At 65.0% G+C, this 25,231-nt stretch carries 24 protein-coding genes; 8 read left to right on the forward strand and 16 right to left on the reverse strand.

Annotated features, from left to right (window positions below; translation table 11 throughout):
• Nucleotides 1-72: 72 nt before the first annotated feature.
• The 4 genes from CSC67_RS07290 (at nt 73) to CSC67_RS07305 (ending at nt 4,615) form a co-directional block, all read left to right on the forward strand.
• Nucleotides 73-2,301, forward strand: coding sequence for an acyl-CoA dehydrogenase (locus CSC67_RS07290; RefSeq protein WP_118993870.1), 2,229 nt, complete (start codon nt 73-75; stop codon nt 2,299-2,301).
• A 171-nt stretch (nt 2,302-2,472) separates the two neighbouring features.
• Entirely contained in the window at nt 2,473-3,216 is a 744-nt protein-coding gene (gene modA / locus CSC67_RS07295) for a molybdate ABC transporter substrate-binding protein (protein ID WP_118993871.1), read from the forward strand.
• Between the two features lie 9 nt (nt 3,217-3,225).
• The gene (modB, locus tag CSC67_RS07300) at nt 3,226-3,900 is read left to right on the forward strand and encodes a molybdate ABC transporter permease subunit (protein WP_118993872.1); all 675 of its coding nucleotides are present in this window, start codon (nt 3,226-3,228) and stop codon (nt 3,898-3,900) included.
• 10 nt (nt 3,901-3,910) lie between these two features.
• Nucleotides 3,911-4,615, forward strand: coding sequence for an ATP-binding cassette domain-containing protein (locus CSC67_RS07305; protein WP_118993873.1), 705 nt, complete (start codon nt 3,911-3,913; stop codon nt 4,613-4,615).
• Here the strand turns inward: CSC67_RS07305 and gloA are convergent.
• The 6 genes from gloA to glyQ form a co-directional block, all read right to left on the reverse strand.
• Nucleotides 4,612-5,007, reverse strand: coding sequence for a lactoylglutathione lyase (gloA, locus tag CSC67_RS07310; RefSeq protein ID WP_118993874.1), 396 nt, complete (start codon nt 5,005-5,007; stop codon nt 4,612-4,614). The two genes, CSC67_RS07305 and gloA, sit on opposite strands and share 4 nt — an antisense overlap.
• A 15-nt stretch (nt 5,008-5,022) precedes the next feature.
• On the reverse strand, nt 5,023-5,904 hold the full coding sequence (locus CSC67_RS07315) for a M48 family metallopeptidase (protein WP_118993875.1): 882 nt from the start codon (nt 5,902-5,904) through the stop codon (nt 5,023-5,025).
• Nucleotides 5,888-6,619: a lysophospholipid acyltransferase family protein gene (locus tag CSC67_RS07320; RefSeq protein ID WP_118993876.1), complete on the reverse strand. Its 732-nt coding sequence runs from the start codon at nt 6,617-6,619 to the stop codon at nt 5,888-5,890. The genes CSC67_RS07315 and CSC67_RS07320 overlap by 17 nt, the downstream gene beginning before the upstream one ends.
• Nucleotides 6,620-6,706: 87 nt before the next feature.
• Nucleotides 6,707-7,243 (reverse strand): D-glycero-beta-D-manno-heptose 1,7-bisphosphate 7-phosphatase, encoded by a 537-nt coding sequence (gmhB, locus tag CSC67_RS07325; RefSeq protein ID WP_118993877.1) that lies wholly within the window; start codon nt 7,241-7,243, stop codon nt 6,707-6,709.
• A complete protein-coding gene (gene glyS / locus CSC67_RS07330) occupies nt 7,240-9,381 on the reverse strand; it encodes a glycine--tRNA ligase subunit beta (RefSeq protein ID WP_118993878.1) in 2,142 nt (713 codons plus the stop codon). The genes gmhB and glyS overlap by 4 nt, the downstream gene beginning before the upstream one ends.
• Nucleotides 9,378-10,277, reverse strand: coding sequence for a glycine--tRNA ligase subunit alpha (glyQ, locus tag CSC67_RS07335; RefSeq protein WP_118994331.1), 900 nt, complete (start codon nt 10,275-10,277; stop codon nt 9,378-9,380). Before glyQ ends, glyS begins: the two co-directional genes overlap by 4 nt.
• 205 nt (nt 10,278-10,482) lie before the next feature.
• Between glyQ and CSC67_RS07340 the strand changes: the two genes are divergently transcribed.
• Nucleotides 10,483-11,250, forward strand: coding sequence for a crotonase/enoyl-CoA hydratase family protein (locus tag CSC67_RS07340; RefSeq protein WP_118993879.1), 768 nt, complete (start codon nt 10,483-10,485; stop codon nt 11,248-11,250).
• Nucleotides 11,251-11,316: 66 nt separating this feature from the next.
• Complete coding sequence (locus CSC67_RS07345) at nt 11,317-12,840, forward strand: fumarate hydratase (protein WP_118993880.1); 1,524 nt, start codon at nt 11,317-11,319, stop codon at nt 12,838-12,840.
• 87 nt (nt 12,841-12,927) lie between these two features.
• Here the strand turns inward: CSC67_RS07345 and folK are convergent, their stop codons facing one another.
• The 4 genes from folK to hda are packed head-to-tail and all read right to left on the reverse strand — an operon-like array spanning nt 12,928 to nt 16,250.
• Complete coding sequence (gene folK / locus CSC67_RS07350; protein ID WP_118993881.1) at nt 12,928-13,440, reverse strand: 2-amino-4-hydroxy-6-hydroxymethyldihydropteridine diphosphokinase; 513 nt, start codon at nt 13,438-13,440, stop codon at nt 12,928-12,930.
• Between the two features lie 33 nt (nt 13,441-13,473).
• Nucleotides 13,474-14,835: a polynucleotide adenylyltransferase PcnB gene (pcnB, locus tag CSC67_RS07355; RefSeq protein ID WP_118993882.1), complete on the reverse strand. Its 1,362-nt coding sequence runs from the start codon at nt 14,833-14,835 to the stop codon at nt 13,474-13,476.
• Between the two features lie 9 nt (nt 14,836-14,844).
• Nucleotides 14,845-15,546 carry an HAD family hydrolase gene (locus CSC67_RS07360; RefSeq protein WP_118993883.1) on the reverse strand — a complete coding sequence of 234 codons (702 nt, stop codon included), beginning with the start codon at nt 15,544-15,546 and terminating at the stop codon, nt 14,845-14,847.
• On the reverse strand, nt 15,543-16,250 hold the full coding sequence (gene hda / locus CSC67_RS07365; protein ID WP_118993884.1) for a DnaA regulatory inactivator Hda: 708 nt from the start codon (nt 16,248-16,250) through the stop codon (nt 15,543-15,545). The genes CSC67_RS07360 and hda overlap by 4 nt, the downstream gene beginning before the upstream one ends.
• Nucleotides 16,251-16,327: 77 nt before the next feature.
• On the opposite strand from hda, the gene purM reads away from it, so the two are divergent.
• Nucleotides 16,328-17,377: a phosphoribosylformylglycinamidine cyclo-ligase gene (purM, locus tag CSC67_RS07370; RefSeq protein ID WP_118993885.1), complete on the forward strand. Its 1,050-nt coding sequence runs from the start codon at nt 16,328-16,330 to the stop codon at nt 17,375-17,377.
• 25 nt (nt 17,378-17,402) lie between these two features.
• Here the strand turns inward: purM and miaA are convergent, their stop codons facing one another.
• The 5 genes from miaA to tsaE form a co-directional block, all read right to left on the reverse strand.
• Entirely contained in the window at nt 17,403-18,356 is a 954-nt protein-coding gene (gene miaA / locus CSC67_RS07375) for a tRNA (adenosine(37)-N6)-dimethylallyltransferase MiaA (RefSeq protein ID WP_118993886.1), read from the reverse strand.
• A complete protein-coding gene (gene mutL, locus CSC67_RS07380; protein ID WP_118993887.1) occupies nt 18,353-20,242 on the reverse strand; it encodes a DNA mismatch repair endonuclease MutL in 1,890 nt (629 codons plus the stop codon). The genes miaA and mutL overlap by 4 nt, the downstream gene beginning before the upstream one ends.
• Nucleotides 20,243-20,271: 29 nt before the next feature.
• Nucleotides 20,272-20,889 (reverse strand): exopolysaccharide biosynthesis protein, encoded by a 618-nt coding sequence (locus CSC67_RS07385; protein WP_118993888.1) that lies wholly within the window; start codon nt 20,887-20,889, stop codon nt 20,272-20,274.
• Nucleotides 20,890-20,975: 86 nt separating this feature from the next.
• Complete coding sequence (locus tag CSC67_RS07390; protein ID WP_118993889.1) at nt 20,976-22,346, reverse strand: N-acetylmuramoyl-L-alanine amidase; 1,371 nt, start codon at nt 22,344-22,346, stop codon at nt 20,976-20,978.
• Nucleotides 22,277-22,822: a tRNA (adenosine(37)-N6)-threonylcarbamoyltransferase complex ATPase subunit type 1 TsaE gene (gene tsaE / locus CSC67_RS07395; RefSeq protein WP_118993890.1), complete on the reverse strand. Its 546-nt coding sequence runs from the start codon at nt 22,820-22,822 to the stop codon at nt 22,277-22,279. Before tsaE ends, CSC67_RS07390 begins: the two co-directional genes overlap by 70 nt.
• Before the next feature lie 421 nt (nt 22,823-23,243).
• Here tsaE and CSC67_RS07400 point away from each other — a divergent pair, with 421 nt between their 5' ends.
• On the forward strand, nt 23,244-24,476 hold the full coding sequence (locus CSC67_RS07400) for a mechanosensitive ion channel (RefSeq protein ID WP_118994332.1): 1,233 nt from the start codon (nt 23,244-23,246) through the stop codon (nt 24,474-24,476).
• Between the two features lie 79 nt (nt 24,477-24,555).
• Here CSC67_RS07400 and CSC67_RS07405 read toward each other — a convergent pair whose 3' ends face one another.
• Nucleotides 24,556-25,176: a TetR/AcrR family transcriptional regulator gene (locus tag CSC67_RS07405; RefSeq protein WP_167752794.1), complete on the reverse strand. Its 621-nt coding sequence runs from the start codon at nt 25,174-25,176 to the stop codon at nt 24,556-24,558.
• Nucleotides 25,177-25,231: the final 55 nt, after the last annotated feature.

The raw sequence follows: 25,231 nt of genomic DNA on the forward strand, positions 1-25,231 counted from the left end.
GGTGTTTGCCGACGCTAGGGCCTGTGGCGCTAATGAGGGATAATCGAACTTGATCAATTATCGAGGTGGCTCATGGAATGGGATTGGCGGCGCTGGCGCCGCAAATGGCTGACCGAACCCTTGTACCGCATGGCGCAGGGCGCCATGCCGCGCCTGTCGGCCACCGAGCAGGAGGCCATCGAGGCGGGCGACGTCTGGTGGGATGCGCAACTGTTTTCGGGCCGGCCCGACTGGAACCGTTTCCTGGCCACTCCGCCGGCCAAGCTGTCGCCCGATGAACAGGCTTTTCTCGATGGTCCGGTGGCGCGGCTCTGCGCCATGCTCGACGATTGGGACATCTCCTGGAATCGATACGACCTTCCGCCGCAGGTCTGGAGCGTCCTGAAAGAACAGGGCTTTTTCGGCATGATCATCCCGCGCGAGTATGGCGGCCTGGGGTTTTCGGCTTACGCGCATTCCGAGGTGGTGCGGCGGATTTCGGTGCAGTCCGTCACCGCCGCGGTCACCGTCATGGTGCCTAATTCCCTGGGGCCCGGCGAGCTGCTGATGCAGTTCGGCACCCAGGCGCAGCGCGACCACTGGCTGCCCCGGCTGGCAAGGGGCCAGGAGATTCCCAGCTTCGGGCTGACCAGCCCCGAGGCGGGTTCCGATGCCGCGGCCATGACCGACACGGGCGTCATTTGCCGGCACGTGGTCGACGGAGTCGAGCAGATCGGCATTCTGCTCAACTGGCGCAAGCGCTACATCACGCTCAGCCCGGTGGCGACCGTGCTCGGCCTCGCCTTCAAGCTGTACGATCCCGACCACCTCGTCGGAGACAAGACCGATCTGGGCATTTCAGTGGCCCTGGTGCCCACCGACCTGCCCGGCATCACGATAGGCCGGCGCCATCTGCCCGCCATGCAGGCCTTTCAGAACGGGCCCAACGAGGGCAAAGACGTTTTCGTGCCCCTGGATGCGCTGATCGGCGGCATCGACAAGGCGGGGCACGGCTGGGCCATGCTGATGAGCGCGCTGGCCGCCGGGCGCGGCATCTCGCTGCCATCGCTTGCCGCGGCGGCCTGCGTATTCGCCGCCCATACGGCGGGCGCCTACGCGCGCGTGCGCACGCAGTTCGGCGTGCCCATAGGCAAATTCGAAGGCGTGCAGGAGAAGCTGGGCCGCACGGCGGCCAATGCCTATCTGGTCGAAGGCGCGAGGCGCTTTACCTGCTCGGGGCTGGACATGGGCCACAAACCTTCGGTGGTGTCGGCCATCATGAAGCTGCACGCGACCGAGCGCATGCGGCAGTCGGTCAATGACGCCATGGACGTGCATGCCGGCAAGGCGGTCATCGACGGCCCCTCCAACTACCTGGGCGGCTTGTATCGCGCATTGCCCGTGGGCATCACGGTCGAAGGGGCCAACATCGTCACGCGCAACCTCATCGTATTCGGCCAGGGCGCCATCCGGGCCCATCCCTATCTGATGAAAGAGCTGCAGGCCCTGGCCGACAGCGACCAGGAAGCCGGCATGGACGCCTTCGACGGGCTGATCTGGAAGCATATCGGACACAGCGCCGGCACCATGCTGAGGGCAATCGGCCACGCATGGAGCGGCGCGCTTTTCGCCGCCTCGCCCAAGGGCGTGGGCCGCGCAGCGCCGTTCTATCGCCGCATCAACCGCTACGCCGCGGCGTTTTCGGTGCTGTCCGAAATGACGGTATTGAGCCTGGGCGGCTCGCTCAAGCGCCGCGAGATGCTGTCGGCCCGCCTGGGCGACATTCTTGCCGAACTCTATCTCTTGTCGGCCATGCTCAAGCGCTGGCACGACGAAGGGCAGCACGAGGCCGATCTGCCGCTGGTCAAGGTATGCGCGTTCCAGGGGTTTTCGACCATAGAGAAGCGCATCGACGATATTCTGCACAACTATCCATCGCGCTGGCTGGCCGGCTTGTTGCGGCTGATGGTCCTGCCTCCGTTCACCCGGGTGCGGCCGCCTACCGACGCGGCGCTGGCGGGCTGCGCGCAGATTCTCCTCGAACCCAGCGAGGCGCGCATGCGGCTGGTTGGCGAGGTCTGGAGCAACTGCAACGGCCGGGCTGTGGAAGATCTGGAGCAGGCCTTCGATCTGGTCGTGAAGGCGCAGCCTCTCATGGACAGCGTTAGGCACAGCGGCCTCAAGGATTGGCGCGTTGCGCATGCCAAAGGCGCCATCAGCGACCAGCAGGCGCAAGTCCTGGAAGAGGCCGAGAAAGCCGCAGCGCGCGTCATCCAGGTGGATGACTTCGCGGCGGACGAGTTTGCCCGTTCAGGACACTGACCGGCCGGCTGCGCCGGAGCGGAGTCGGGAACCGGTCTGCCGGAACCGGCGGGCAGGCCGCGGCCGTTCCTACGAGCTTGATGAGGGCGTGGATCGACACGGGCCGGCGTGACAAGCGCAGTATATGTCTGTATATTGCGGTTTATTCGTCACACTTTTCCCGACCGGACCATGATTCGACTTCCGATTCTCGTTTTTGGCTTGTTGTTCAGCTTGCAGGCCATGGCCGCCGAACTCACTGTATCGGCGGCCGCCAGCCTGACCAACGCTTTTCGCGAACTGGCTCCCTTATACGAAGCCAAGCATCCCGACACCAAAGTGCAGTTGAACTTTGCCGGTTCGGGCGCCTTGCTGCAGCAAATCGCCAAGGGCGCGCCGGTCGACGTCTTTGCCAGCGCCGATCAGATCACCATGAACCAGGCGCAGGAGCAGGGCCTGATCAAGGCGGATCAGCGCAGCGATTTCGTTTCCAATGCGCTCGTGGTCATTGTGCCCGTGCAAAGCAGCGCGGCGCCGGCTTCGCTCGAGGACATGACCAAGCCGGCCTACGAGCGCATCGCCATCGGCCTGCCGGCCAGCGTACCGGTCGGGCGCTACACCAAGGCCGTGCTCGAAAAGGCCGGGCTCTGGGCGGCCATCGAACCCAAGATGATCGGCGCACAGAACGTGCGCCAGGCGCTGGACTATGTCGCGCGCGGCGAGGTCGACGCCGGCTTCGTCTATGCCACAGACGCGGCCATCATGCCCGACAAGGTCAAAGTGGCGTTCACGGCTCCTACCGAGGCTCCCATCCTGTACCCCATTGCACCTGTGGCCAGCGGCGCCAACCCCGACGCGGCAAAGCGCTTCGTCGATTTCGTTCACACTGATGAAGCCCAGGCCGTGCTGGCCAAGTACGGCTTCGGCAAGCCTTGATGGCCGGACATGGCGGATGCATGGATTCCTTTGGGCCTGACGCTCAAGGTCGCAGGTTGGGCAACCCTGCTCAACCTGATTTTTGGCGTTGTCCTGGGCTATCTGCTGGCGCGCACGCGGTTTCCGGGGCGCGACCTGCTCGACGCCATTCTGACCCTGCCCATGGTCATGCCGCCCACGGTCATGGGCTATTACCTGCTCGTGCTGGTGGGCCGCAACGGTCCCGTCGGCGAGTGGCTGATGTCCACCTTCGGCATCAACCTGATCTTCACCTGGCAGGGGGCGGTGCTGGCCGCCGCCATTGTCGCCTTTCCCCTGACGTTCAAGTCGGCGCGCGCCGCCTTCGAGGTGGTGGATCCGCAATACGAGCAGGCGGCGCGAGTGCTGCGCGTCGGCGAACTGGCGATCTTTTTCCGCGTGACCCTGCCGCTTGCCTGGCGCGGCATTTTGGCGGGCCTGCTGCTGGCCTTCGCCCGCGCGGCCGGCGAATTCGGCGCTACGCTGATGGTGGCGGGCAGCATCCCCGGCAAGACACAAACCCTGTCCATCGCCGTCTACGAGGCGGTGCAGGCAGGGCAGGACGGCCTGGCCAATTTCCTCGTGCTGGTCACGTCGCTGACCTGCATCGTGGTGCTTCTGGCGGCGGGAAGGCTGGTGCCGGGCCGCGTTCCCGGGCGATCGTGAGGATGCATCGATGATCTGGGATGTGGATCTGCGCAAGCGCTTCGTGGGGCGGACCCACGGTTTCGAACTGGACGTACAGTTCCGGAGCGATACGCACAAGCTCGTGCTGTTCGGGCCTTCGGGCGCCGGCAAGAGCCTGACACTGAAAATGATCGCGGGGCTGGAAACGCCCGACGACGGCCATGTCCGCCTGGGCGGCGCAAGCCTGTACGACCGGCGGCGGAAGATCGATCTTTCGCCGCAGCGCCGTGGCCTGGCCTATGTCTTTCAGGACTACGCCCTGTTTCCCCATCTGACCGTCGTCCAGAACATCGCGTTCGGCCTGCATCGCGGCCTGGCCAATCCCCGCCGCGGCCCCCGGCATGAGGCGGTCTCGCGCTGGATCGAGGCCTTTCACCTCGAGTCGGTGGCGAACCAGTATCCGGAACAATTGTCGGGCGGGCAACGCCAGCGGACCGCGCTGGCGCGCGCCCTAGTGGCCGAACCCCGCGCTTTGCTCCTGGACGAGCCCTTTGCCGCCCTGGACCGTTCATTGCGCCGGCGTCTGCGACAGGAATTGAGCGAATTGCTCGACCAGCTGGGCATACCCATGTTGCTGATCACGCACGATGAAGAGGACGTCGTATCGTTGGCGGATGCCGTCATTTGCATCCATGACGGGCGCGCCGGAGAAGAGCAGGAGCCGGCGGCTTTGGCGGCCGCCCAAAGCGCCTAATCCACGCGCGAATCGGCCTGGATCAGTTCGACCTTGTAGCCGTCCGGGTCCTCGACGAAGGCGATGACGGTCTTGCCGTGCTTCATGGGGCCGGCCTCGCGCACCACGCGGCCGCCTTTCTGCTTGATCTTCTCACAGGCTGCATAGGCGTCGTCGACTTCCAGCGCAATGTGGCCATAGCCGGCGCCCAGCTCGTACGACGAGGTGTCCCAATTGTGCGTCAATTCCAGGACGGCGCCTTCGCTTTCGGGCTGGTAGCCCACGAAGGCGAGGGTGAATTTGCCGTCCGGGTAATCTTTGCGCCGCAGCAGCTTCATGCCCAGCACTTCGGTGTAGAAGGCCAATGAGCGCTCCAGGTCGCCGACGCGAAGCATGGTGTGAAGTAAACGCATTTCGTTCTCCTTGATTCAGATCAGTGGCAGGGAAGCCGGGTCGTGCCGGCGCAGCGCATCGCGGGCCGGCTCGAAACCCGGCAGGATGCGGCCGACCTCGCGCCAGAAATCCTTGCTGTGGTTCATCTGGCGCAGGTGCGCGATTTCGTGGACGATGACGTAGTCGATGACGTCGGGCCCGAAGTGGATCAGGCGCCAATTCAGCATGATGCTGCCATCGCTGCTGCATGAGCCCCAGCGCGTGCTGGCCGACGACAGCCGCCAGCGCTTGATGGTGAGGCCGCTGGCCGCCAGGAAGTGATTCATGCGCTGTTCGAACCATTCGGTGGCGCCCGCTTGAAGCCAGGCATGAACGCTGTCGCGCACGCGCAGATGATCGGCATCGCCGGGCAGGGCGAGCAGCAGGCGGTCGCCGTCTTGCGGGGCGAAGCGCTGGCCGCTGAATACATGGGCATGGCCCGGGTGCCCCAGGCCCAGTTCGATGCGCCGGCCGAAATAAGGGACGCGTGCGCCGTCTTTCCAGTGCGTGTCCACCATGGCCAGGTGCTGCTGGCGTTCGTGGCGCCAGCGCAGCTTGTCGAGTATCCAGCGCGTTTTTTCTTGTACCGCGGCGTCGATCTGCGCCAACGTGACCCAGTTGGGCGCAGTCACCTGCAGGCCGTCGTCATTGATGACCAGCCCGATGCTTTTGCGGCGCGATCGGCGCAGCACGAATCCGATGATTTGCTGGCTGGTCTGCACTTCGCGCCAGCGGGCGCCCGAAGGCAGCGAGGGGGGACGGACGGTGGGAATGGGCGCCTCGCTCGGGGCGGCTTTGCGGGGAGGCGCCGGAGGCGGCGCAACGGGTGCGGCATCGCCCGGCTCGAACAGGCTGAGCTGCTTATTCCCGAGCGGCATAGCGTTCCGGGTTGAGCTGGCGCATTTCATTCTCTATCCAGTTCTGAACCTTGCGATTGACCTCTTCGGCATCGAGCCCGGCGGTCTCGATGGGAGGGCCGATGGAGACGGTGATGAGGCCCGGCCTTTTGACAAAGGAATTTCTGGGCCAGCATTCGCCCGCATTGTGCGCGATGGGCACCACCACCACGCCGGTTCGGGTGGCCAGCAGCGCGCCTCCCATTTTATAGCGGCCCGTCCTGCCGGGGGAAACGCGCGTGCCTTCGGGGAACAGCAGGGGCCAGCGGCCTTCGTCGAGGCGCTGCTGGCCGAGCCGCACGACCTGTTCGAAGGCGTCCCGTCCTTTGCTGCGGTCGATGGGGATCATGCGCAGCAGGGCCAGGCCCCAGCCGAAAAACGGAATGCGGTTGAGCTCTTTCTTGTAGACGAAGCAGACTTCGCGCGGCAAATAGGCCGGCAGGAAGAGGGTCTCCCAGGCGGACTGATGCTTGCTCAGCACGACCGCCGGGCAGTCGGGCAGGTTCTCCCAGCCTTTGACGCGCCAGCGCATGCCGGTAATGATGCGGCCCGCCCACATGACCATGCGGGGCCAGCCGACCGTCAGCCGATAGCGCCACTTCAAGGGCAGGGGCGCCCAGATCAGGCACGCGACGGCGTAGGGGATCACCGTGACGATCATGAACAGCAGGAACAGGGCCGAACGCAGCGCCGCCATGGCTAGAGTCCTTCGCGACTGCGCATCGCGGTCTGATAGTCGATTATTCGCATGTCTGGTCGCTTGCCTCGTGCCTGTCTGTAAGCGCTAGGCTTCGAGCCAGCGGTCGACGATCCGGGCCAGGTCGTCGGCCACCTGAGTGCCGGGCGGCAGTTCGCCGCTGTCGCGCGTCTTGAGCCCATTGCCGGTCAATACCAGCCAGGGCGTGCAGCCCGCCTCGGCGGCGGCTTGCAGGTCGCGCAGCGAATCGCCGACTGCCGGCACGTTCTTCAGGCTGACGTCGTAGCGCCGCGCAATGTCCAAATACATGCCCGGCTTGGGCTTGCGGCATTGGCAGTTGTCGTCCGGGCCATGCGGACAGATGAAGATGGAATCCACGTGGCCGCCCAACTGGGCCAGCTCGGTGCGCATCTTGGCATGGATGGCATTGAGCGTTTCCATGTTGAACAGGCCCCGCGCCAGGCCGGACTGGTTGCTGGCGATGACCACCCTCCAGCCTGCCTGGGAAAGGCGGGCGATGGCTTCGAGGCTGCCGGGCAGCGCCACCCATTCGGCCGGATTCTTGACGAAGCTGGGGCTGTCGTGGTTGATGACCCCGTCGCGATCGAGTATGACCAGCTTCACGATGCAAGCCTTGAAAGGTCGGCGACCTGGTTCATGGTGGCGTGCAGCTCCTGCAGCAAGGCGAGCCGGTTGGCCCGTACGGCCGGGTCGTCGGCCATGACCATGACGTCATTGAAGAAGCTGTCGACAGCGGACCTGGCCTGGGCCAGTGTCGCCAGGCTGCCCGTGAAGTCGCCCTGCCGGAACTGTGCCTGCGCGGCCGGCTGGATCTGCGCAATGGCCTGGGCCAGGTCGCGTTCGGCGTCCTCCGTGAACTTGGCCGGATCGACTTCGGCGGAAGCTTCGTCGCTTTTCTTGAGAATGTTGCCGATGCGCTTGTTGGCCGCCGCCAGGCTTTCGGCTTCGGGCCGCCGGGCGAAGCTGGAGCAGGCCTCGATACGGGCGCGCACCTCGTGCAAGGGGGGCTCGGGCGCCAGCACGGCCTCGACGACGTTCTTGTCGTGATCCGTGTTGAGCTGGTTGCGGTAGCGCTCGTAGATGAAGCCTTTGACGGCTTGGGGAGCTTGCGCGTCGATGCCGAACTGCGAGAAGGTGCCGGCAGCGATATCGAGCAGTCCGTCAATGGTCAGGCGCGAGTCGTCCGGCACCGATAAATAACCGCCCGCGCTCAATTGCTCGAAGGCGCTGATGAGGCCCAGCGCCGCGCGGCGCAGCCCATAGGGGTCGCGCTCGCCGGTGGGCACGAGACCGATGCCCCAGATTCCCACCAGGGCTTCGGCGCGCTCGGCGATGAACAGAATGGCGCCGACCAGCGAGGCGGCGTCGACAGCCTGGTCCAGACGGATGCGGTACTGTCCACGCAAGGCCGCGACCACATCGGCGTGTTCGCCATCGGCTTGCGCATAATAGGCCCCCATGATGCCTTGCAGTTCGGGGAATTCGGCCACCATGTTGGTGACCAGATCGGCCTTGGCAAGCAGGGCGGCGCGATCGGCCAGCGCGGCGTCGGCGCCCAGCCGCCCGGCGAGATAGAGTGCGATCTTGCGCACGCGTTCGCTGCGCTGCAGCTGCGAGCCCAGCTTGTTGTGATAGACGCTGTCGGCCAGCGCCGCCACGCGCTCGGCCAGCGGCTGCTTGCGGTCCGTCTCGAAGAAGAACTGGGCATCGGCCAGGCGGGGGCGCACCACCCGCTCGTTGCCCTGGACGATGTTGACGGGGTCGTCCACCCGCATATTGCTGACGATGAGGAAGCGATGCGTGAGCCTGCCGGTGGCGGGATCGAACAGCGGGAAATATTTCTGGTTCAGGCGCATCGTCAGGATCAGGCACTCGGGCGGCACTTCCAGGAAGCGCGGGTCGAATTGCCCGGCATAGACCGTGGGATGCTCAACCAGTGCGGTGACTTCGTCCAGCAGCGCCGCGACCTCGGGGTCGTCGCCCAGCGTCGCGTTCAGGCGCGAGGCGTGCTGGTCGAGCTGCGCCTGGATGTCGTCGCGGCGCCGCAAGAAGGCGGGCACGACCATGCCTTCGTCCTGAAGCAGTGCTTCATACGCAGAGGCCGACGCGATGTCGATGTCCTGGCTGCCCATGAAGCGGTGGCCGGCGGTGCGCCGGCCCGCCTGCAGGCCCAAGGCCCGTACGGGAACGACGTCGCTGCCCCACAGGGCGACCAGTCCATGCGCAGGGCGCACGAACTTGACCGACGTGACGCCGTCGGCCAGCTGGTAGCGCATCACCTTGGGAATCGGCAGGTTGGCGATGGCCGTGTCCAGGGCCTCTTGCAGGCCGTCGGCCAACAGGGCGCCCGCCGCCACGCCCTGGGCATAGAGATAGTCCTGCTTGCCGTCCGATTCGCGTGCGAGATCGGAGGGCTGCAAATGCTGCAGGCCTTTGCTTGCCAATTTCTTGACGAGGGCCGGCGTGGCTGCGCCGTTTTCGCTCAGCCCCACTTTGGCCGGCATGAGTTTTTCGCTGTAGCGCTCTTCGGGTGCCTGGGCCAGCACGGCGTCCAGCAGCACGGCCAGGCGCCGCGGCGTGGCGAAATCGACGGCGCGGCAGCCGGTGCCGAGCAGGCGCTTTTTCTCGAGCACGCCGCGTATGCCTTCCGCAAAGGCCAGGCCCAGCTTCTGCAGCGCCTTGGGAGGAAGCTCTTCGGTCAGCAGTTCGACCAGCAGGGGGCGGGTTTCGGCCTGGCTCATTGCGCGGCCTCCGCGGCAAGCATGGGGAAGCCGAGCCGTTCGCGCGAATCGTAATAGGCCTGGGCGACGCTGCGCGACAGGTTGCGGATGCGGCCGATGTAGGCGGCCCGCTCGGTCACGCTGATGGCGCCGCGGGCGTCCAGCAGGTTGAAGGTGTGGGCGGCCTTGAGCGTTGCCTCGTAGGCAGGAAGCGCAAGAGGCACTTCTATGAGCCGCTTGGCCTCTGCCTCGTAGTCGTTGAAATGGGCGAACAACATGGTGGTTGATGCGTACTCGAAGTTGTAGGTCGACTGCTCGACTTCGTTCTGATGGAAAACGTCGCGATACAGGACGGGACGCCCGTCGCGGCCGGTGGTCCACACCAGGTCATAGACGCTTTCGACGCCTTGGAGATACATGGCCAGGCGCTCCAGGCCATAGGTGATCTCGCCCGTCGCGGGGTTGCAGTCCAGGCCGCCCACCTGCTGGAAGTAGGTGAACTGGGTCACCTCCATGCCGTTGAGCCAGACCTCCCAGCCCAGGCCCCAGGCGCCGAGCGTGGGGTTCTCCCAGTCGTCTTCGACGAAGCGGATGTCATGCTGCGTGGGATCGATGCCCAGGGCGCGCAGCGAGTCGATGTACAGATCGAGGATCTCGGGCGGGGCGGGCTTGAGCACCACCTGGTACTGGTAATAGTGCTGCAGGCGGTTGGGGTTTTCGCCGTAGCGGCCGTCCTTGGGGCGCCGCGAGGGTTGCACATAGGCCGCGCGCCAGGGCTCCGGGCCGATGGACCGCAGGAAGGTCGCCGTGTGAGAGGTGCCGGCGCCCACTTCCATGTCGTAGGGCTGCAAAAGGGCGCAGCCTTGTTGATCCCAGTATTGCTGGAGTTTCAGGATGATTTGCTGAAAGGTGAGCATGAGCAAGAGCCAGTAAAGCGAAAAGCCGCAAAATTTTTCAATTTTAGCGTGGTTCGCGGCGGCGAACCGGCGGCGGTGGGGAACGGCGGCTGCGGACGGGGCCGATGCGCCGATTTTCGTGAAGAGGGCATTGGTCGTATGATACTGGGTTATCGCCAATTTTCTGCTTTGCCGCGCCCGCCCGCGGCCCCATGGAGACCTATCTATGTCGGATCTAGTCAAGACGGACGTCGTCGACGGCGTGCTCGTCATTACGATCAACCGCCCCGAGGCCCGCAACGCCATCAACTACGAAACCGCGCTTGCCATGGCCAAAGAATTCGAGCGGCTCGACGCGGACGACAGCCTGGCGCTGGGCATACTCACCGGCGCAGGCGGCACATTCTCGTCGGGCATGGATCTGAAGGCTTTTGCCGCCACCGGCCAGCGCCCGCTGGTCGAGGGCCGCGGCTTCGGCGGATTGTGCGAGAAAGCGCCCCGCAAGCCCCTCATCGCCGCGGTCGAAGGCTACGCGCTGGCAGGCGGCTGTGAACTCGCCCTGGCCTGCGACATGATCGTCGCGGCCGAGAACGCCAATTTCGGCCTGCCCGAGACCAAGCGCGGGCTGGTGCCCAGCTCGGGCGGCATGCTGCGCCTGCCGCAGCGCATTCCGCATCACATCGCGCTCGAAGTGATTCTGACCGGTGAAATGCTGCCCGCCCAGCGCGCCCATCATTTCGGCCTGGTCAACCGCCTGGTCGAGCCGGGCAAGGCGCTGGAAGGCGCGCTGGCGCTGGGCCGCGTCATCGCCGAGAACGGCCCGCTGGCCGTGCAGGCTGCCAAAGAAATCATTTCGGCCTCGAAAGACTGGCGCCAATCCGATATGTTCGATCTGCAGCGCCCGCGCACCGCGCCCATTTTCGCGTCGGCCGACGCCAAAGAAGGCGCCACGGCTTTCGCCGAGAAGCGCAAGCCCGTCTGGACGGGCAAATAGCAGTCCAATCCTGCGGCCGTGCCGCCCCAGGGCGCGGCGCTTCACATTTGTACGACCTAGACCGTTATGACGACCCTCATCAAAGAAGACGACCTGATCCAATCCGTGGCTGACGCGGTGCAGTTCATCAGCTACTACCATCCCGCCGACTACATCCAGCACCTGGCGCGCGCCTACGAGCGTGAAGAAAGCCCGGCCGCCAAGGACGCCATCGCCCAGATCCTGACCAATTCGCGCATGTGCGCGGAAGGGCGCCGGCCCATCTGCCAGGACACCGGCATCGTCAACGTATTTCTCAAGATAGGCATGAACGTGCGCCTGGACTCCCAGCGCAGCCTGCAAGAGCTCTGTGACGAAGGCGTGCGGCAGGGGTACACCAATCCGGACAACCCGCTGCGCGCGTCGGTGCTGGCCGACCCGCTCTTCACGCGCAAGAACACGCGCGACAACACGCCCTGTATCGTGAACGTCGAGCTCGTCGCCGGCGACACGGTGGACGTGCAGGTGGCGGCCAAGGGCGGCGGTTCCGAGAACAAGACCAAGTTCGTCATGCTCAATCCCAGCGATTCGCTGGTCGACTGGGTGCTCAAGACCGTGCCTCAGATGGGCGCGGGCTGGTGTCCGCCGGGCATGCTGGGCATCGGTGTGGGCGGCACGGCCGAAAAAGCCATGCTGATGGCCAAGCAGGCCCTGATGGACGACATCGACATGTACGAACTGCTGGCTCGAGGCCCCGGCAACAAGCTCGAAGAGCTCCGCATCGAACTGTACGAGAAGGTCAACGCGCTGGGCATAGGCGCCCAGGGCCTGGGCGGGCTCACCACCGTGCTGGACGTCAAGATCAATACCTTCCCTACCCATGCGGCCTCCAAGCCCGTGGCCATGATTCCCAACTGCGCCGCCACCCGCCACGTGCATTTCGTGCTCGATGGCTCCGGTCCCGCGCAGCTGGCGCCGCCCGCGCTGTCCGACTGGCCCGACGTCAATTGGGCGCCCGACTACAACAAGTCGCTGCAGGTGGATCTGAACACGCTCACCAAAGAGCAGGTCGCCAGCTGGAAGCCGGGCCAGACGCTGTTGTTGTCGGGCAAGATGCTCACGGGACGCGACGCCGCCCACAAGCGCATCCAGGAGATGCTCGAGCGGGGCGAACCGCTGCCGGTGGACTTCACCAACCGGGTCATCTACTACGTGGGCCCGGTCGATCCGGTGCGCGAGGAAGTCGTGGGCCCGGCGGGCCCCACCACGGCCACCCGCATGGACAAGTTCACCGACATGATGCTTGAAAAGACCGGCCTGATCTCCATGATAGGCAAGGCCGAGCGAGGTCCCGCGGCCATCGAGTCCATCCGCAAGCACGGCTCGGCCTATCTCATGGCGGTGGGCGGCTCGGCTTACCTGGTGTCCAAGGCGATACGCGGGGCCAAGGTCGTGGCCTTCGAAGACCTGGGCATGGAAGCCATCTACGAATTCGACGTCAAGGACATGCCGGTGACGGTGGCGGTGGACGCCAGCGGCACGTCGGTGCACGAGACCGGGCCCAAGCAATGGGCGGCCCGCATCGCGCAGATTCCGGTCGTTCCCGCCTGAGCGCGGCCCAAGCGACGGATTCAGAACGCCAAGGCGGCCAGGTCTCCATAGACCTGGCCGCCTTGTTCATTCGAGAGCCTTGCGGGTTCAGGGCAGCGCTTGCAGGGGCTGATCGGCGCACGCCTTCAGAAGTTCGGGCAGGCTCTTGCCCTCCAGCTTGATGTCGGGCGCCAGGTCGCACAAGGGGCGCAATACGAACGCCCGCAAGTGCATGCGCGGATGCGGCACGGCCAGGCGCGGCGTGTCGATGCGCTGCGCGCCGTACAGCAGCAGGTCAAGGTCCAGCGTGCGCGGCGCATTGCGATAGGGGCGCTCGCGTCCATGCAGTTGTTCTATGTACTGCAGCACGTCCAGCAGCGCATGCGGCTCGAGGCGGGTGCGCAGCGAGGCGACGGCGTTGACGTAATCGGGGCCGCTCGATTCGATCGGGGCGGTCCGGTATAGGGGGGAAAGCCTCAGTTCGCCGATGCCCTCGGTGCAGGCCAGTTGCTCCGCCGCCTGCAGCAGGCTTTGCCGCGCTTCGCCCAGGTTGGCGCCCAGGCCGACATAGACCGTGACCCACGCTGCATCAGGCTCGGTATCGGGCGTTTCAAAAGGCATGAGCGGGGCGGATCCGGATCGACGTGCGCGGCGTCAGGCCGGCGCGCCGTCGGAGCTCGCGGCGGCCGGCTTGCGGCGGCGACGGCGCTTGCGGGGCTTGCTGGAAGCGGAGCCCGCATTCTGGCGCTGGTATTCGTCGATCATGTGCGCGCGGTCGTTGCTGTCCGCGTTGGCGAGATCCATCCACCACTGCGCCTGCACGCTGTCGACCTCGCGTGCCTCGGCGCGCAGCTGCAGGAAGTCGACCGCGGCGCGAAACCGCTGGTGATCGAGCATGCGCCAGATCGTCCGCGGCGAAGCCCGTTCGAAACGCGGCTGCATGAACCAGATTTCGCGCATGTCGGCCTGGAAGCGGCGCTGGATGGCCAGGGTGCGGGTTTGCCGGTCGATGACGTCGTCGGCGGCCAGCACCAGCGCCTGGACGGGGTGTTCGCCATGGGCCGTGATTTCGGCCCAGCGCTTGTCCACGAGCTTCCAGAGCAGGGCGGCGAACAGGAAGCTGGGGCTGACCGATTTGCCGGAACGGACACGCGCGTCGGTGCGTTCGAGCGCCAGGGAAACGAATTCTTCGCCCTCCGGCGTCTGGAACAGTGTGTCGATCACCGGCAGCATGCCCTGAAGCAGCCCCAGCTCGCGCAGCTGGCGCAGGCAGTTCATGGCATGGCCGCAGGTGAGCAGCTTGAGCATTTCGTCGAACAGGCGCGAGGCGGGCACGTTCTGGATGAGCGGCGCCAGTTTGGCGATGGGCGCCATCGTGGCCGGATCGACGGTGCCGTCGAGCTTGCAGGCAAAGCGTACGGCGCGCAGCATGCGGACGGGGTCTTCGCGGAAGCGGGTGTCGGGGTCGCCGATCATGCGCACCACGCGTTTCTTCAGGTCGGCGACCCCGCGGTGGTAGTCGATGACCACTTCGTTGATGGGGTCGTAGTACAGCGCATTGAGCGTGAAGTCGCGCCGCGCCGCGTCTTGCTCGTGGGTGCCGAACAGATTGTCGCGCAGAATGCGTCCGTGCTCGTCGGTTTCCTGGTCGCCCGCCTCGGCCGGAGCCCGGAAGGTGGAGGTTTCGATGATTTCCTGTCCGAAGACCACGTGCACGAGCTGAAAGCGGCGGCCGATGATGCGGGCGCGCCGGAACAGGGGGCGGATCTGTTCGGGCGTGGCATTGGTGGCGACGTCGAAATCCTTGGGTTCGAGCCCGACGATGAGGTCGCGGACGGCGCCGCCCACGATGTAGGCATCGAAGCCCTTCTGGTGCAGCACTTCGCAGACTTTGATGGCGTGGCGCGAGACGTTGCGCCGATCGATGCCGTGCTTGTCGCGCGTCAGGCGCTCCGGGCCGCGCGCCGGGCTGGAGAACAGACGGCCGACGAAGTTTTTTATTGTCTCTTTCAGCATGGGCGTATTTTAGGACTTTGCGTCCTGCATGTCCTTGAAAATGTCCAGGACCAGCCAGCCGCGTGCCTGCGCCACCTGCCGGAGCGTGGGGCTGGGATTGGCGGCGACGGGATCGGTGACGGCCTCGAGCAGGGGCAGGTCGTTGGTCGAGTCGCTGTAGAAGTAGGAGCGCTCGAACCCGCCCAGGCTGAGTCCCTGCGAAGCCAGCCAGTCGTGCACGCGCGTGACCTTGCCCTCTTTGAAGCTGGGCACGCCCTGGATGACGCCGGTGTAGCGTCCCTCGCGCATCTCGGGCACGGTGGCGATCAGATGGGGGATGTTGAAGGCGCGGGCGATGGGGGCGGTGACGAACTCGTTGGTGGCCGTGACAATGGCGCACAGATCGCCTTGTTCGAGGTGCCGGTCGACGAGGCGGCGCGCTACGGGCAGGATGTTGGGCTCGATGACTTCGCGCATGAACACCTTATGCCATTCGTCCAGGTCGGAGGTCGTGGCGGCGGCCAGCAGGCCCAGCATGAACTCGGCGGCCTCCTGGGCGGTGAGGTTGCCGGCGTTGTAGCGTTCCATCAGTTCGTTGTTCAGCCGCTGGGCTTGCACGGGGTCGCCGGCCCGGCCGGTGCGGGCCAGGAAATCGGCCCATTGATAGTCGCTGTCCAGCGGCAGCAGGGTGTGGTCCAGGTCGAACAGGGCCAGGTTTCTCGGGGTGGTCATACGGTTTTCGTTTCATCGGGCGGCGCATCGGCCGCCAGCAGGTCCTTCAAAAGAGGCAGTGTGATGGCCCTGTGCTTCTCGAGCGAGTAACGGTCGAGTGCATCTATCAGGGCGCTGAGGTGGTTCATGTCGCGGGTGTAGTGGGTAAGCACCCAATTGACGACTTCGGGCGCCAGATGCAGGCCGCGTTCGGCGGCGCGCGCATGCAGCGCCTGGGCGCGGTCGTCGTCGGAAAGCTGCTGCAGGCGGTAGACCAGGTCCCATCCCAGCCGGGTGCGCAGGTCTTCGCGCAGCGGCATGGCCATGGGCGCGCGGTCGCCGGACAGCAGCAGGGCAAAGGCGCTGGAAGCGGCCGCCGCTTCACGCCAGCGATTGTACAGGGTGAACAGGGCGGCCTGGGCCGGGCCGTCGAGCAGGTCGACGCCGTCGATGGCGATCAGGCGAGAGTCGATCTGGTCGCGAGCGGCCAGGCCGGCCAGGATATGCCGGCTTTGGCCGGCATCGATATACAGGGCGTCTTGCGCATCGCTCAGGGCGCGCAGCAGGTGGCTGCGCCCGGAGCCGGGCGAACCCCATAAATAGATGGCTCGCCCCGGCTGCCATTGGCGCAGCGCATCGACGGCTGCCGCGTTGTCGCCGACGATGAAGTTGTCCAGCGTCGGCGGCGGGGGGGGCAGAAGGTCGAGAATGAGTTGTCGGGGCATTGCCGGGGGTAAAAGCGTAAAATGCGCTGGATGATTCAGTTCAACACGCAATTCTTACACATCCCACAGCTTTTCTCATGACTACCAAAAATTCCGCCTCCCTGACATACCGCGATGCCGGAGTGGACATCGACGCCGGCGAGGCGCTCGTCGACCGAATCAAGCCGCTGGCAGCCAAGACCTTACGCGCGGGGGTCATGGCCGGCATAGGCGGATTCGGAGCCTTGTTCGAGGTGCCCAAGCGCTTCGACGAGCCGGTGCTGGTGGCGGGAACCGACGGCGTGGGCACCAAGCTGCGCCTGGCGTTCGAGTGGCAGCGCCACGACACCGTGGGCGTCGACCTGGTGGCCATGAGCGTCAACGACATCCTGGTCCAGGGTGCCGAACCGCTGTTTTTTCTCGATTACTTTGCCTGCGGCAAGCTTTCCGTCGACACGGCGGCCAGCGTGGTGGGCGGCATCGCCCGCGGCTGCGAGTTGGCCGGTTGCGCCCTGATCGGCGGCGAAACGGCCGAAATGCCGGGCATGTATCCGGACGGTGAATACGACCTGGCCGGCTTTGCGGTGGGCGCGGTCGAAAAATCGCTCATCATCGACGGAAAGTCCATTGCCGAAGGCGACGTCGTCCTGGGCCTGGCTTCCAGCGGCGCGCACTCCAACGGTTTTTCACTGCTGCGCAAGATCCTCACGCACGCCAACGCCCGCCCCACGCAGGAGCTGGGCGGCCGGCAACTGGCCGACGTGGTCATGGAACCCACCCGCATCTACGTCAAGCCGGTGCTGGCGGCCTTGAAAGAGCACGGCAAGGCCATCAAGGGCCTGGCCCACATCACCGGCGGGGGGCTGCTCGACAACGTGCCGCGCATTCTCCAGCCCGGCTTGGCCGCCGAGCTTCATCGGGACGCCTGGGAAATGCCCGAACTCTTCCAATGGCTGCAGCAGAACGGCGGCGTGGCCGATGCCGAAATGCACCGCGTGTTCAATTGCGGCATCGGCATGGTCATCGTCGTGCCGGCCGATCGGGCCGACGCCGTCGCGGCAACGCTGGCGCAGCATGGCGAACAAGTCAGCCGCATCGGTCACATCGTGGCCCGTGCGCCGGATGCGCCTCAGACCGTCGTCATCTAGGGCCGTCAACCGGCCCCAGGACCCGTCAACGGGCCCGGAAGTCCTGGCGCCAGATCGGGCCGGCCAGCTGTCTGACCTGGTCGGCCGCATCGCCGGCCAGGCAGTCCACCACCATGCGGTCGGGCTGCGAACGCAGCCAGGTCAGCTGCCGCTTGGCCAGCTGGCGCGTGGCGGCAACGGCTCGCTCGATGGCCTCATCCAGGCTCGTTGCGCCATCCAGATAGTCCCATAGCTGCCGATAGCCCACGCAGCGCACCGAAGGCAGGCCGGCATGCAGGTCGGGCCGGCGGTGCAGCCGGGCGACCTCTTCCACCAGGCCGGCCTGCACCATGGCCATATAGCGCTGGCGTATGCGCTCGTGCAGGGCCAGGCGGTCCGATGGTTCCAGGCTGATCGTCAGGTAGCGCAAGCGCTTGTCGTCTTCTCTTGCGGGGCGCTTGGCCAGCAGCTCGGACATGGGCGTGCCCGTCAGGCGATAGATTTCCACGGCGCGCTGTATGCGCTGGCTGTCGTTGGGCGCGAGACGGGCCGCGGTGCGGGGGTCGACCATGGCCAGCTCGCGATGCAGGGCCGGCCAGCCCTGCTCTCGCGCCTGCGCATCGATCTGCGCCCGCAGCGCCGGATCGGCGCGGGGCAGGTCGTCCAGGCCCTCGCGCAAGGCCTTGTAGTACAGCATGGTGCCGCCGCACAGCAAGGGGATGCGGCCGCGCGCCAGAATCTCGTCGATCAGGCGCAATGCATCGTCGCGGAACGCCGCGGCGGAATAGCTTTCCGCCGGGTCGCGGATGTCGAGCAGATGATGCGGTATGAGCTCGCGCTCTTCCGGCGAGGGCTTGGCCGTGCCGATATCCATGCCCCGATAGATGGTGGCCGAGTCGACGTTGATGATCTCGATGGGCCAGTCGGCGGCCAGTGCAAGCGTAGAGGCGCTTTTGCCCGCGGCCGTGGGGCCCGCGATGCAGACGATGGGGAGGCTCATTGGCCGCGCAGGAAGAGGCGATCGAGTTCGCCCAGCTTCCAGTGTATCCATGTGGGGCGGCCATGATTGCACTGGTCCGCGCGTTCCGTGCGCTCCATCTGCCGCAGCAGACCGTTCATCTCATCGAGCGTCAGGCGGCGGTTGGCACGCACTGAGCCATGGCAGGCCATGGTCGAGAGCAAGGTGTTGCGTTGTTCAGTCAGCAGGGCGGAGCTGCCCACCTGGGCCAGGTCGCGCAGCACGCCGCGGGCGAGGGATTCCACGTCGCCGTTGGCCAGCAGGGCCGGCACGGCCCGCACCATGATGGCGGTCGGCGCAGAAGGGCGCAGTGTCAGGCCCAGTTCGGCCAGGCTGTCCTCGTGCTCTTCGATCAGGCCGAGCTCTTTTTCAGTGGCCGAGAACACGACGGGCACCAGAAGCTCTTGGCGAGGCAGCTCGCGCGCGTCCATGGCGTTCTTCAGCTGCTCGTACACCACCCGCTCGTGCGCGGCGTGCATGTCGACCAGAATCAGTCCGTCGCGATTTTGCGCCAGAATGTAGACGCCGTGCAGCTGGCCCAGGGCCATGCCCAGGGGAAATTCATTGTCGGTTCTTGCTTCGTCGGGCAGAGGGGGCGCCTCCGTGGTCCGGGCGGCCGGCGGCTGCAGAGGCTGGTATAGCGTGCGCCAGTTTTCGCCTTGGCTCTTCGGATAGTCGTTCAGGCGAAACGCGGTCTGCCTGGGCGCAAAAGCATAGCCGCCCGCCGCGGGGGGCGCTTCGCGTCCGGTTGCGGCAAGCGTGCCGCCGAGCGGCTGCGGGGCGGCAGCCTGGCCGCCGGAAGGCTCGCCGCCGAACGGCATGCCTTCGGCCGCACCCCGATCTTCATCCGTTTGCGGCAGCTGGGACGGATGGGAGGCTCCGGCGGCATGGGCCAGCGCCTGGTCTATGGCTTGCGCGACGAAGCGATGGACGGCCCCGCTCTCACGGAAACGGATCTCGTGCTTGGCCGGGTGGACATTGACGTCCACGGTTGCCGGGTCGACCGACAGGAACAGCACATAGGCCGGCTGCCTGTCGCCATGCAGTACGTCGGCGTAGGCTTGCCGTATGGCGTGGGCGACGACGCGGTCGCGCACGTAGCGTCCGTTGACGTACAGATACTGCCTGTCGGCGCGCGGCCGTGCGAAGGCCGGCCGTATCACCATGCCGCGCAGCGCGATCAGGCCCGCTTCGAGCTCGACGTCGAGCGACTGTTCGCAGAACTCGCGGCCGAGCACGTCGAGTATGCGCTGCCGGATGGGGCCCGCGCGCCAATGCTTCTGCGGCTTGTCGTTGTGAAAGAGGCGGAAGGCCACATGAGGATGAGCCAGCGCGATGCGTTCGAGCGCGTCCACGCAATGGCCGTATTCGGTGGCTTCGGCGCGCAGGAATTTGCGCCGCGCCGGAATGTCGTGAAAGATCTGCCGGATGTCCACCGTGGTGCCCACCGGCCCCGCCGCCGCTTCGGGCGCGGGCGAACCGGGCGTCAGTTGCCAGGCATGGTCGTCGAGGGCGGTGCGCGAAATCAGGGTCAGGCGCGCCACCGAGGCGATGGAAGCCAGCGCTTCGCCGCGAAATCCCATCGAGGCCACCGATTCGAGCTCGTCCAGTGAATGTATCTTGCTGGTGGCGTGCCGCGTCAGCGCCAGGCCGAGCTCGTCTTGCGGAATGCCGTAGCCGTCGTCGCTGACGGCGATGCGGCGTATGCCGCCGCCCTCGAGCCGGATCTCGACGCTTTGTGCGCCCGCGTCGATGGCGTTTTCGAGAATCTCTTTAAGGACCGAGGCGGGGCGCTCGATGACTTCGCCGGCCGCGATCTGGCTGACCAGCGGGTCGGGAAGCGGTGTAATGGAGCGGCGTTGTGGCATGGAACGGAACTCTTGGAGTGGCGGCGGGGTCATCCCAGCAGCGCGCCGCCCGCTCGCCAGGCCCCGTAGATCAGCACGGAGAAATACACCACGGTCAGCACCGTGCTGAGATAGCCCAATAGAACGAACAGGCCGTCGCGCTGCAGCATGCCCATGGTCAGCAGCAGAATGGCCACCGCCGGCGCAGTATTGGAAAAGGGGATCAGGCCGAACGGCGCCATGAGCAGCAGCCCGGCAAAAACCAGCACCAGTCCATTGAATCGGGCCATGGGGCCGGAGGTAAGCATCATGATGCGCGGCAGCACCCATGAGTCGAGCCGCGACACGATGGCCACGCCCTTGCGCAGCGCAGGCAGCAGCCGCGCCGTTTCCAGGGGACGGTCGAGGATGCGCTGCGGCAGCCACGGCAGGCGGTTCATGGTGATGGCCACCGCCAGCAGCACGATGGCCGCGCCGAACACCGTGGACACGCCGGGAATGGAGACCGGAATCAGGAAGGGCAGGGTCGCGATGGCGCACAGCACGAGCAGGCCTTGTTCACCGATGGCCATCATGAGCTTGCGCAACGTGATGGTCTCGCCTTCGATACCGTCCACGGCACGGGAAAGCGTTTCGCTCAAGGGGGTGCGGGTGTCGCTGAATTGCATCTGGTGTTCAATGAATGTGCCGGACCTTATGGTAGCAGTTTTCAACCAGAGGCAAAGGCTGACGCGGGGCCCGCGGCCCCGACCGGTCAGGCGCGCCGGGCCAGGCCCGGGCTGGAGGCGAAATAGCCGGTGATGCCCGTCAGCATGGCCCGGGCAATGCGGTCCTGGTGAGACGAACTGCGCAGCAGGCGCTCTTCTTCAGGGTTGCTGATGAAGGCTGTCTCCACCAGGATGGAAGGGATGTCCGGCGCCTTCAGGACGGCAAAGCCGGCCCGCTCCACGCTTTTCTTGTGCAGGCGATTGATCTTGCCGATTTCGGACAGCACATTGCCGCCCACCTTCATCGAGTCATTGATCTGCGCGGTGGTGGAGAGTTCCAGCAGCACCTTGGCCACCTGCTTGTTGTGCGAACCCAGGTTGACGCCGCCGATGAGGTCGGCATTGTTTTCCTTCTGGGCCAGCAGGCGAGCGGTGGTGCTGGTGGCGCCATTCTGCGACAGCGCGTAGATCGACGACCCGCGCGCCGAGGGCTTGATCCACGCATCCGCATGGATGGAAATGAAGAGGTCGGCCTTGACACGCCTTGCCTTCTGCACCCGCACGTGCAGCGGCACGAAGTAATCGTTGTCCCGGGTCAGGTATGCGCGCATATTGGGCTGCGCATCGATCAGTTTCTTCAGGCGCCGGGCGATGCTCAGCACGATGTCTTTTTCGCGCGTGCCGCGCGGGCCTATGGCGCCCGGGTCTTCGCCGCCATGGCCGGGGTCCAGCGCGACCAGCACAGGGCGGGAAGAGGGCGTCGGGGCGGCCATGGCGGGTGGCTCCGGCGGCGCCGTGGGCTTGCTGGCGATGGGAGGGTTGGTGGGCAGCTTCTGGCCCTCCACCGAAGGAACGGGCGCGGTGCTGGGCGGATTCTGGGCCAGATTTTCCAGCACGTCCGCCAGCGGGTCTTCATCCTGGAAGGAGTTGGCGATGGCGACCAGCGGGTCTTGCGCTACCTGGGGGTATAGATCAAGAACCAGCCGGTATTTGTACTCGCCTATGGGCTTCAGGGTGAAGACCTGCGGAGCGATGGGCTGCTTCAGGTCCAGCACCATGCGGACCACGTCCGGCCGGTTCTGCCCGATCCGCACCGATGCGATATAGGGATCGTTGGGGCGGATCTTGGACACCAGATCGTCGAGCTTGCTGCTCATGCTCAGGCCGTCGATGTCGACGACCAGGCGATTGGGGTTTTCGAGCGTGAAGTGTTCGGCCTTGAGCTCGCTGTCCATTTCGAGCGTGACGCGCGTGTACTCGTCGGCGGGCCAGGTACGGACGGCGAGTATGGTTGCGGCCATAGCCAGCCGGGGTACGACCGGCAGCACCAGCAGCGTGGTGGCTGTGGCTAGGACTCGGCGGCGGGCGAGTCCCTTGGCGGAAATTCCTGCGGGGGGAGCACCAGTGAAGTCAGCCATGATTTTCCTTTGTTGCTATAGGCGGTAAGGCGCGCCAGTCGACCGGCGCCCGCGTACTCCAGAGAGATTTCGAGGTCGGGGGGCGATAGCAGCGCGCCAGCCTGTTCCGGCCACTCGATCAACACAACTGCTTGTTTTTGCAGGAGATCTCGGAATCCCGCGTCAATCCACTCCCTGGGATCGCTAAATCTATAAAAATCAAGATGATAGAAGTATAAGTTAGAAACTTTATAGCTTTCAAGCAGGGCGTAGCTGGGACTCTTGATGCGGCCGGTCACGCCGCAGGCCCGAAGCAGGGCTCGCACCAGGTGGGTCTTGCCTGAGCCCAGTTCGCCTTTCAGGTGTACCCGGCCGCCCGCCTGCCCGTATTCGCCCTGCGTGGACAGGAGCGGGGCAAGCTGCTTGGCAAGCAGCTCTGTGCTTTCTTCGTCTTTCAAATAGACGTTAATTTCGGCTAAAGATTGGTTTTCTTTCATGTCGATATTTTTTGAAGTCGGCCGCGCCGCCCGCAGGAAAGAGGCGGGAAGACGATTCGGCGATATTCGGCATTCAATTCGGCATTCATTATCCTTGACTTTAAATTCCATGTTTAAACCGGCGCAGGGAAAGAGAAAAATCTGCCGCAGGCGGCTTGACCATATTTGCGCTCATACAACAACTTGCCCCGCTTGTTCGCTTGACGGCAGGACTATTTCTTGCCCTTGTCGGCATTGCCGTCATTGGTTCTTCCAAAGCATCGGCTTGAACTTCCGATTAATTCATAGTGAAATAATTTGTATGGAAATTAATATGGCGACATATACGCATGATTGTTAGGATCAAAGGGCTTTTGGCAATTATTTAGTTAGAAAGGGAGGTGCTCGGCATATGTTCCAAGGCAATCCGCAGTTCGGATACATGAGCGGCCAAGTCGCTTTTTGGGGGCCCAAGCTTCTGGGTGTCATTGCAATTCTGGTGATCACCTATTTCGTCGCCAAGTCCGTGCGATGGGGGCTGGTCAAGGGCATCAACAAGTTGCCCGTTCTTTCTAAAGACCCGAATAGCCCGCAGCCCAATCTCGCCGATTCGATTGGGACCTTGGGCTACTGGCTGGTCTGGCTCATCGGCCTGCTGGTCGCCGTCCAGCCGCTGGGCCTGACGCAGGCCATGGAGCCGATCAATGCGCTGACCGGCGAAGTCATGGTCTTCCTGCCCAGGGTCATCGGCGCGGGCATCATTCTTTTCGTCGGCGTGCTCATCGCCCGTATTGTCAGAACCATCGTCGAGACCGCCCTGGGCGCCGTGAACTGGCGCAGATGGTGCGAGCGTTTCAACCGCGTGGGGCCGGCCGGGATCGGCGCCGCCGCCGGGCCGGACAGCGCCCCGACGAACTGCGCGGGGCTGATTCGCCTGGCGGGCGCGATCGTATTCGCCCTCATCGTCATCCCGGTAGCCATTTCGGCGCTGCAGACATTGGGTATTTCTTCCATCGTCGAGCCCACCGTCCTGGTGCTGCATACTGTACTGGACGCCATCCCGCGCATTTTCGCGGCCGCGCTGCTTCTGGCCATTGCCTATTTCATCGCGCAATGGGTGCGAAGGCTGCTGGAGCAACTGCTTGCCACCCTGGGGTTCGATAATGCGCTTTCCAGCGTGGCGAGTCTTTCTTCAGGCGCCCGGCCGTCCCGCGTGGCGGGCTGGATCGCACTGGTTGCCATCATGCTGTTCGCCGCCATCGAGGCCGCCAGCCTGCTCGATTTCGGCATCGTGGCCATGATGCTCAGCCAGGCGACCGAACTGGGAGGCCAAGTGATATTCGGCAGCGTGATCGTGGTGGTGGGCGTCGTCATGGCGCGTCTGGTTGCGCGTCTGGTGGGCGACTCGGTGGGCGAAAGCGGCCTGCCTTCGATATTGAAGTACGCCATCATCGCCTTGGCCGTCGCCATGGGCTTGCGCTTTATGGGGCTGGCCAATGAAATCGTGAACCTGGCCTTCGGCCTGATCCTGGGATCGGCGGCCGTCGCCTGCGCCCTGGCCTTCGGCCTGGGCGGCCGCGAAACCGCGCATCAGCTGCTGCAGAACTGGATCGAGCGCGGCAAGGCGCGTTCGCAAGCCAAGGCCGAGGACCAGCGCCCCGGGCGGCCCGAGTAAGCCCGCTAGCGCGTGGCGGCACGCATGTTCGGCAGCACGTGGCGCTGGCCGGACATGCATGCCCACCAGGGCTTGGGGCTCAACTGCCCGCCAGCACCGCCTGCATGACAATATCGTGGAAAGTGTCGGCCGTTTCCCGGACCATCTCGGAATGATTGGGGCGAATCCAGATATAGCTGTAGTAATACATGCCCAGCAGCCCTTTCAGCCGCACCTTCGAGTAGGGCCGGAATGTGCCGGCGGCATGGCCCGCTTTCAATACTTGCGCCCACGCAGACTCGTAAGCGGCGTGAAGCGCCAGCACCTTTTCGCGCCGCTCGGCTGTAAATGACTGTATTTCCCGGAAGCAGACGGTCAGCTCGGCCTTGTGACGGGCGATGATGTCTATCAGGTCGTATCCCAGCTTGCGCAGTTGTGCCTGCGGATCGGACTCTTGCGCGAGCGTTCGCTGCGCCAATGCGCCCAGCTGCGACATATAGCTGCTGCAAATCTCTTCAAGGATTTCTTCCTTGCTTTCGATGTGGTGATACAGCGCCCCCCGGCTCAGGCCCACCGCCTCGCACAAGTCTTGGACGCCGACCGCGTGGTAGCCGCGTTCGGCGAAAAGCCGGGCGGCCGCCCGGATGATGCGCTCTCGGGAAGAGAGCTGGGAAAGAGTCGTGTCGGTCACAGGTAGATGCTTCTGCGCGGTAGCAAGCATTCCGTCTTCGTCAAAAAAATCAATATTTTACCGTCGCTTTGGCGGCGCTCGGAAA

The organism is Pusillimonas caeni (assembly GCF_003545815.1).
GTDB lineage: Bacteria > Pseudomonadota > Gammaproteobacteria > Burkholderiales > Burkholderiaceae_B > Pusillimonas > Pusillimonas caeni.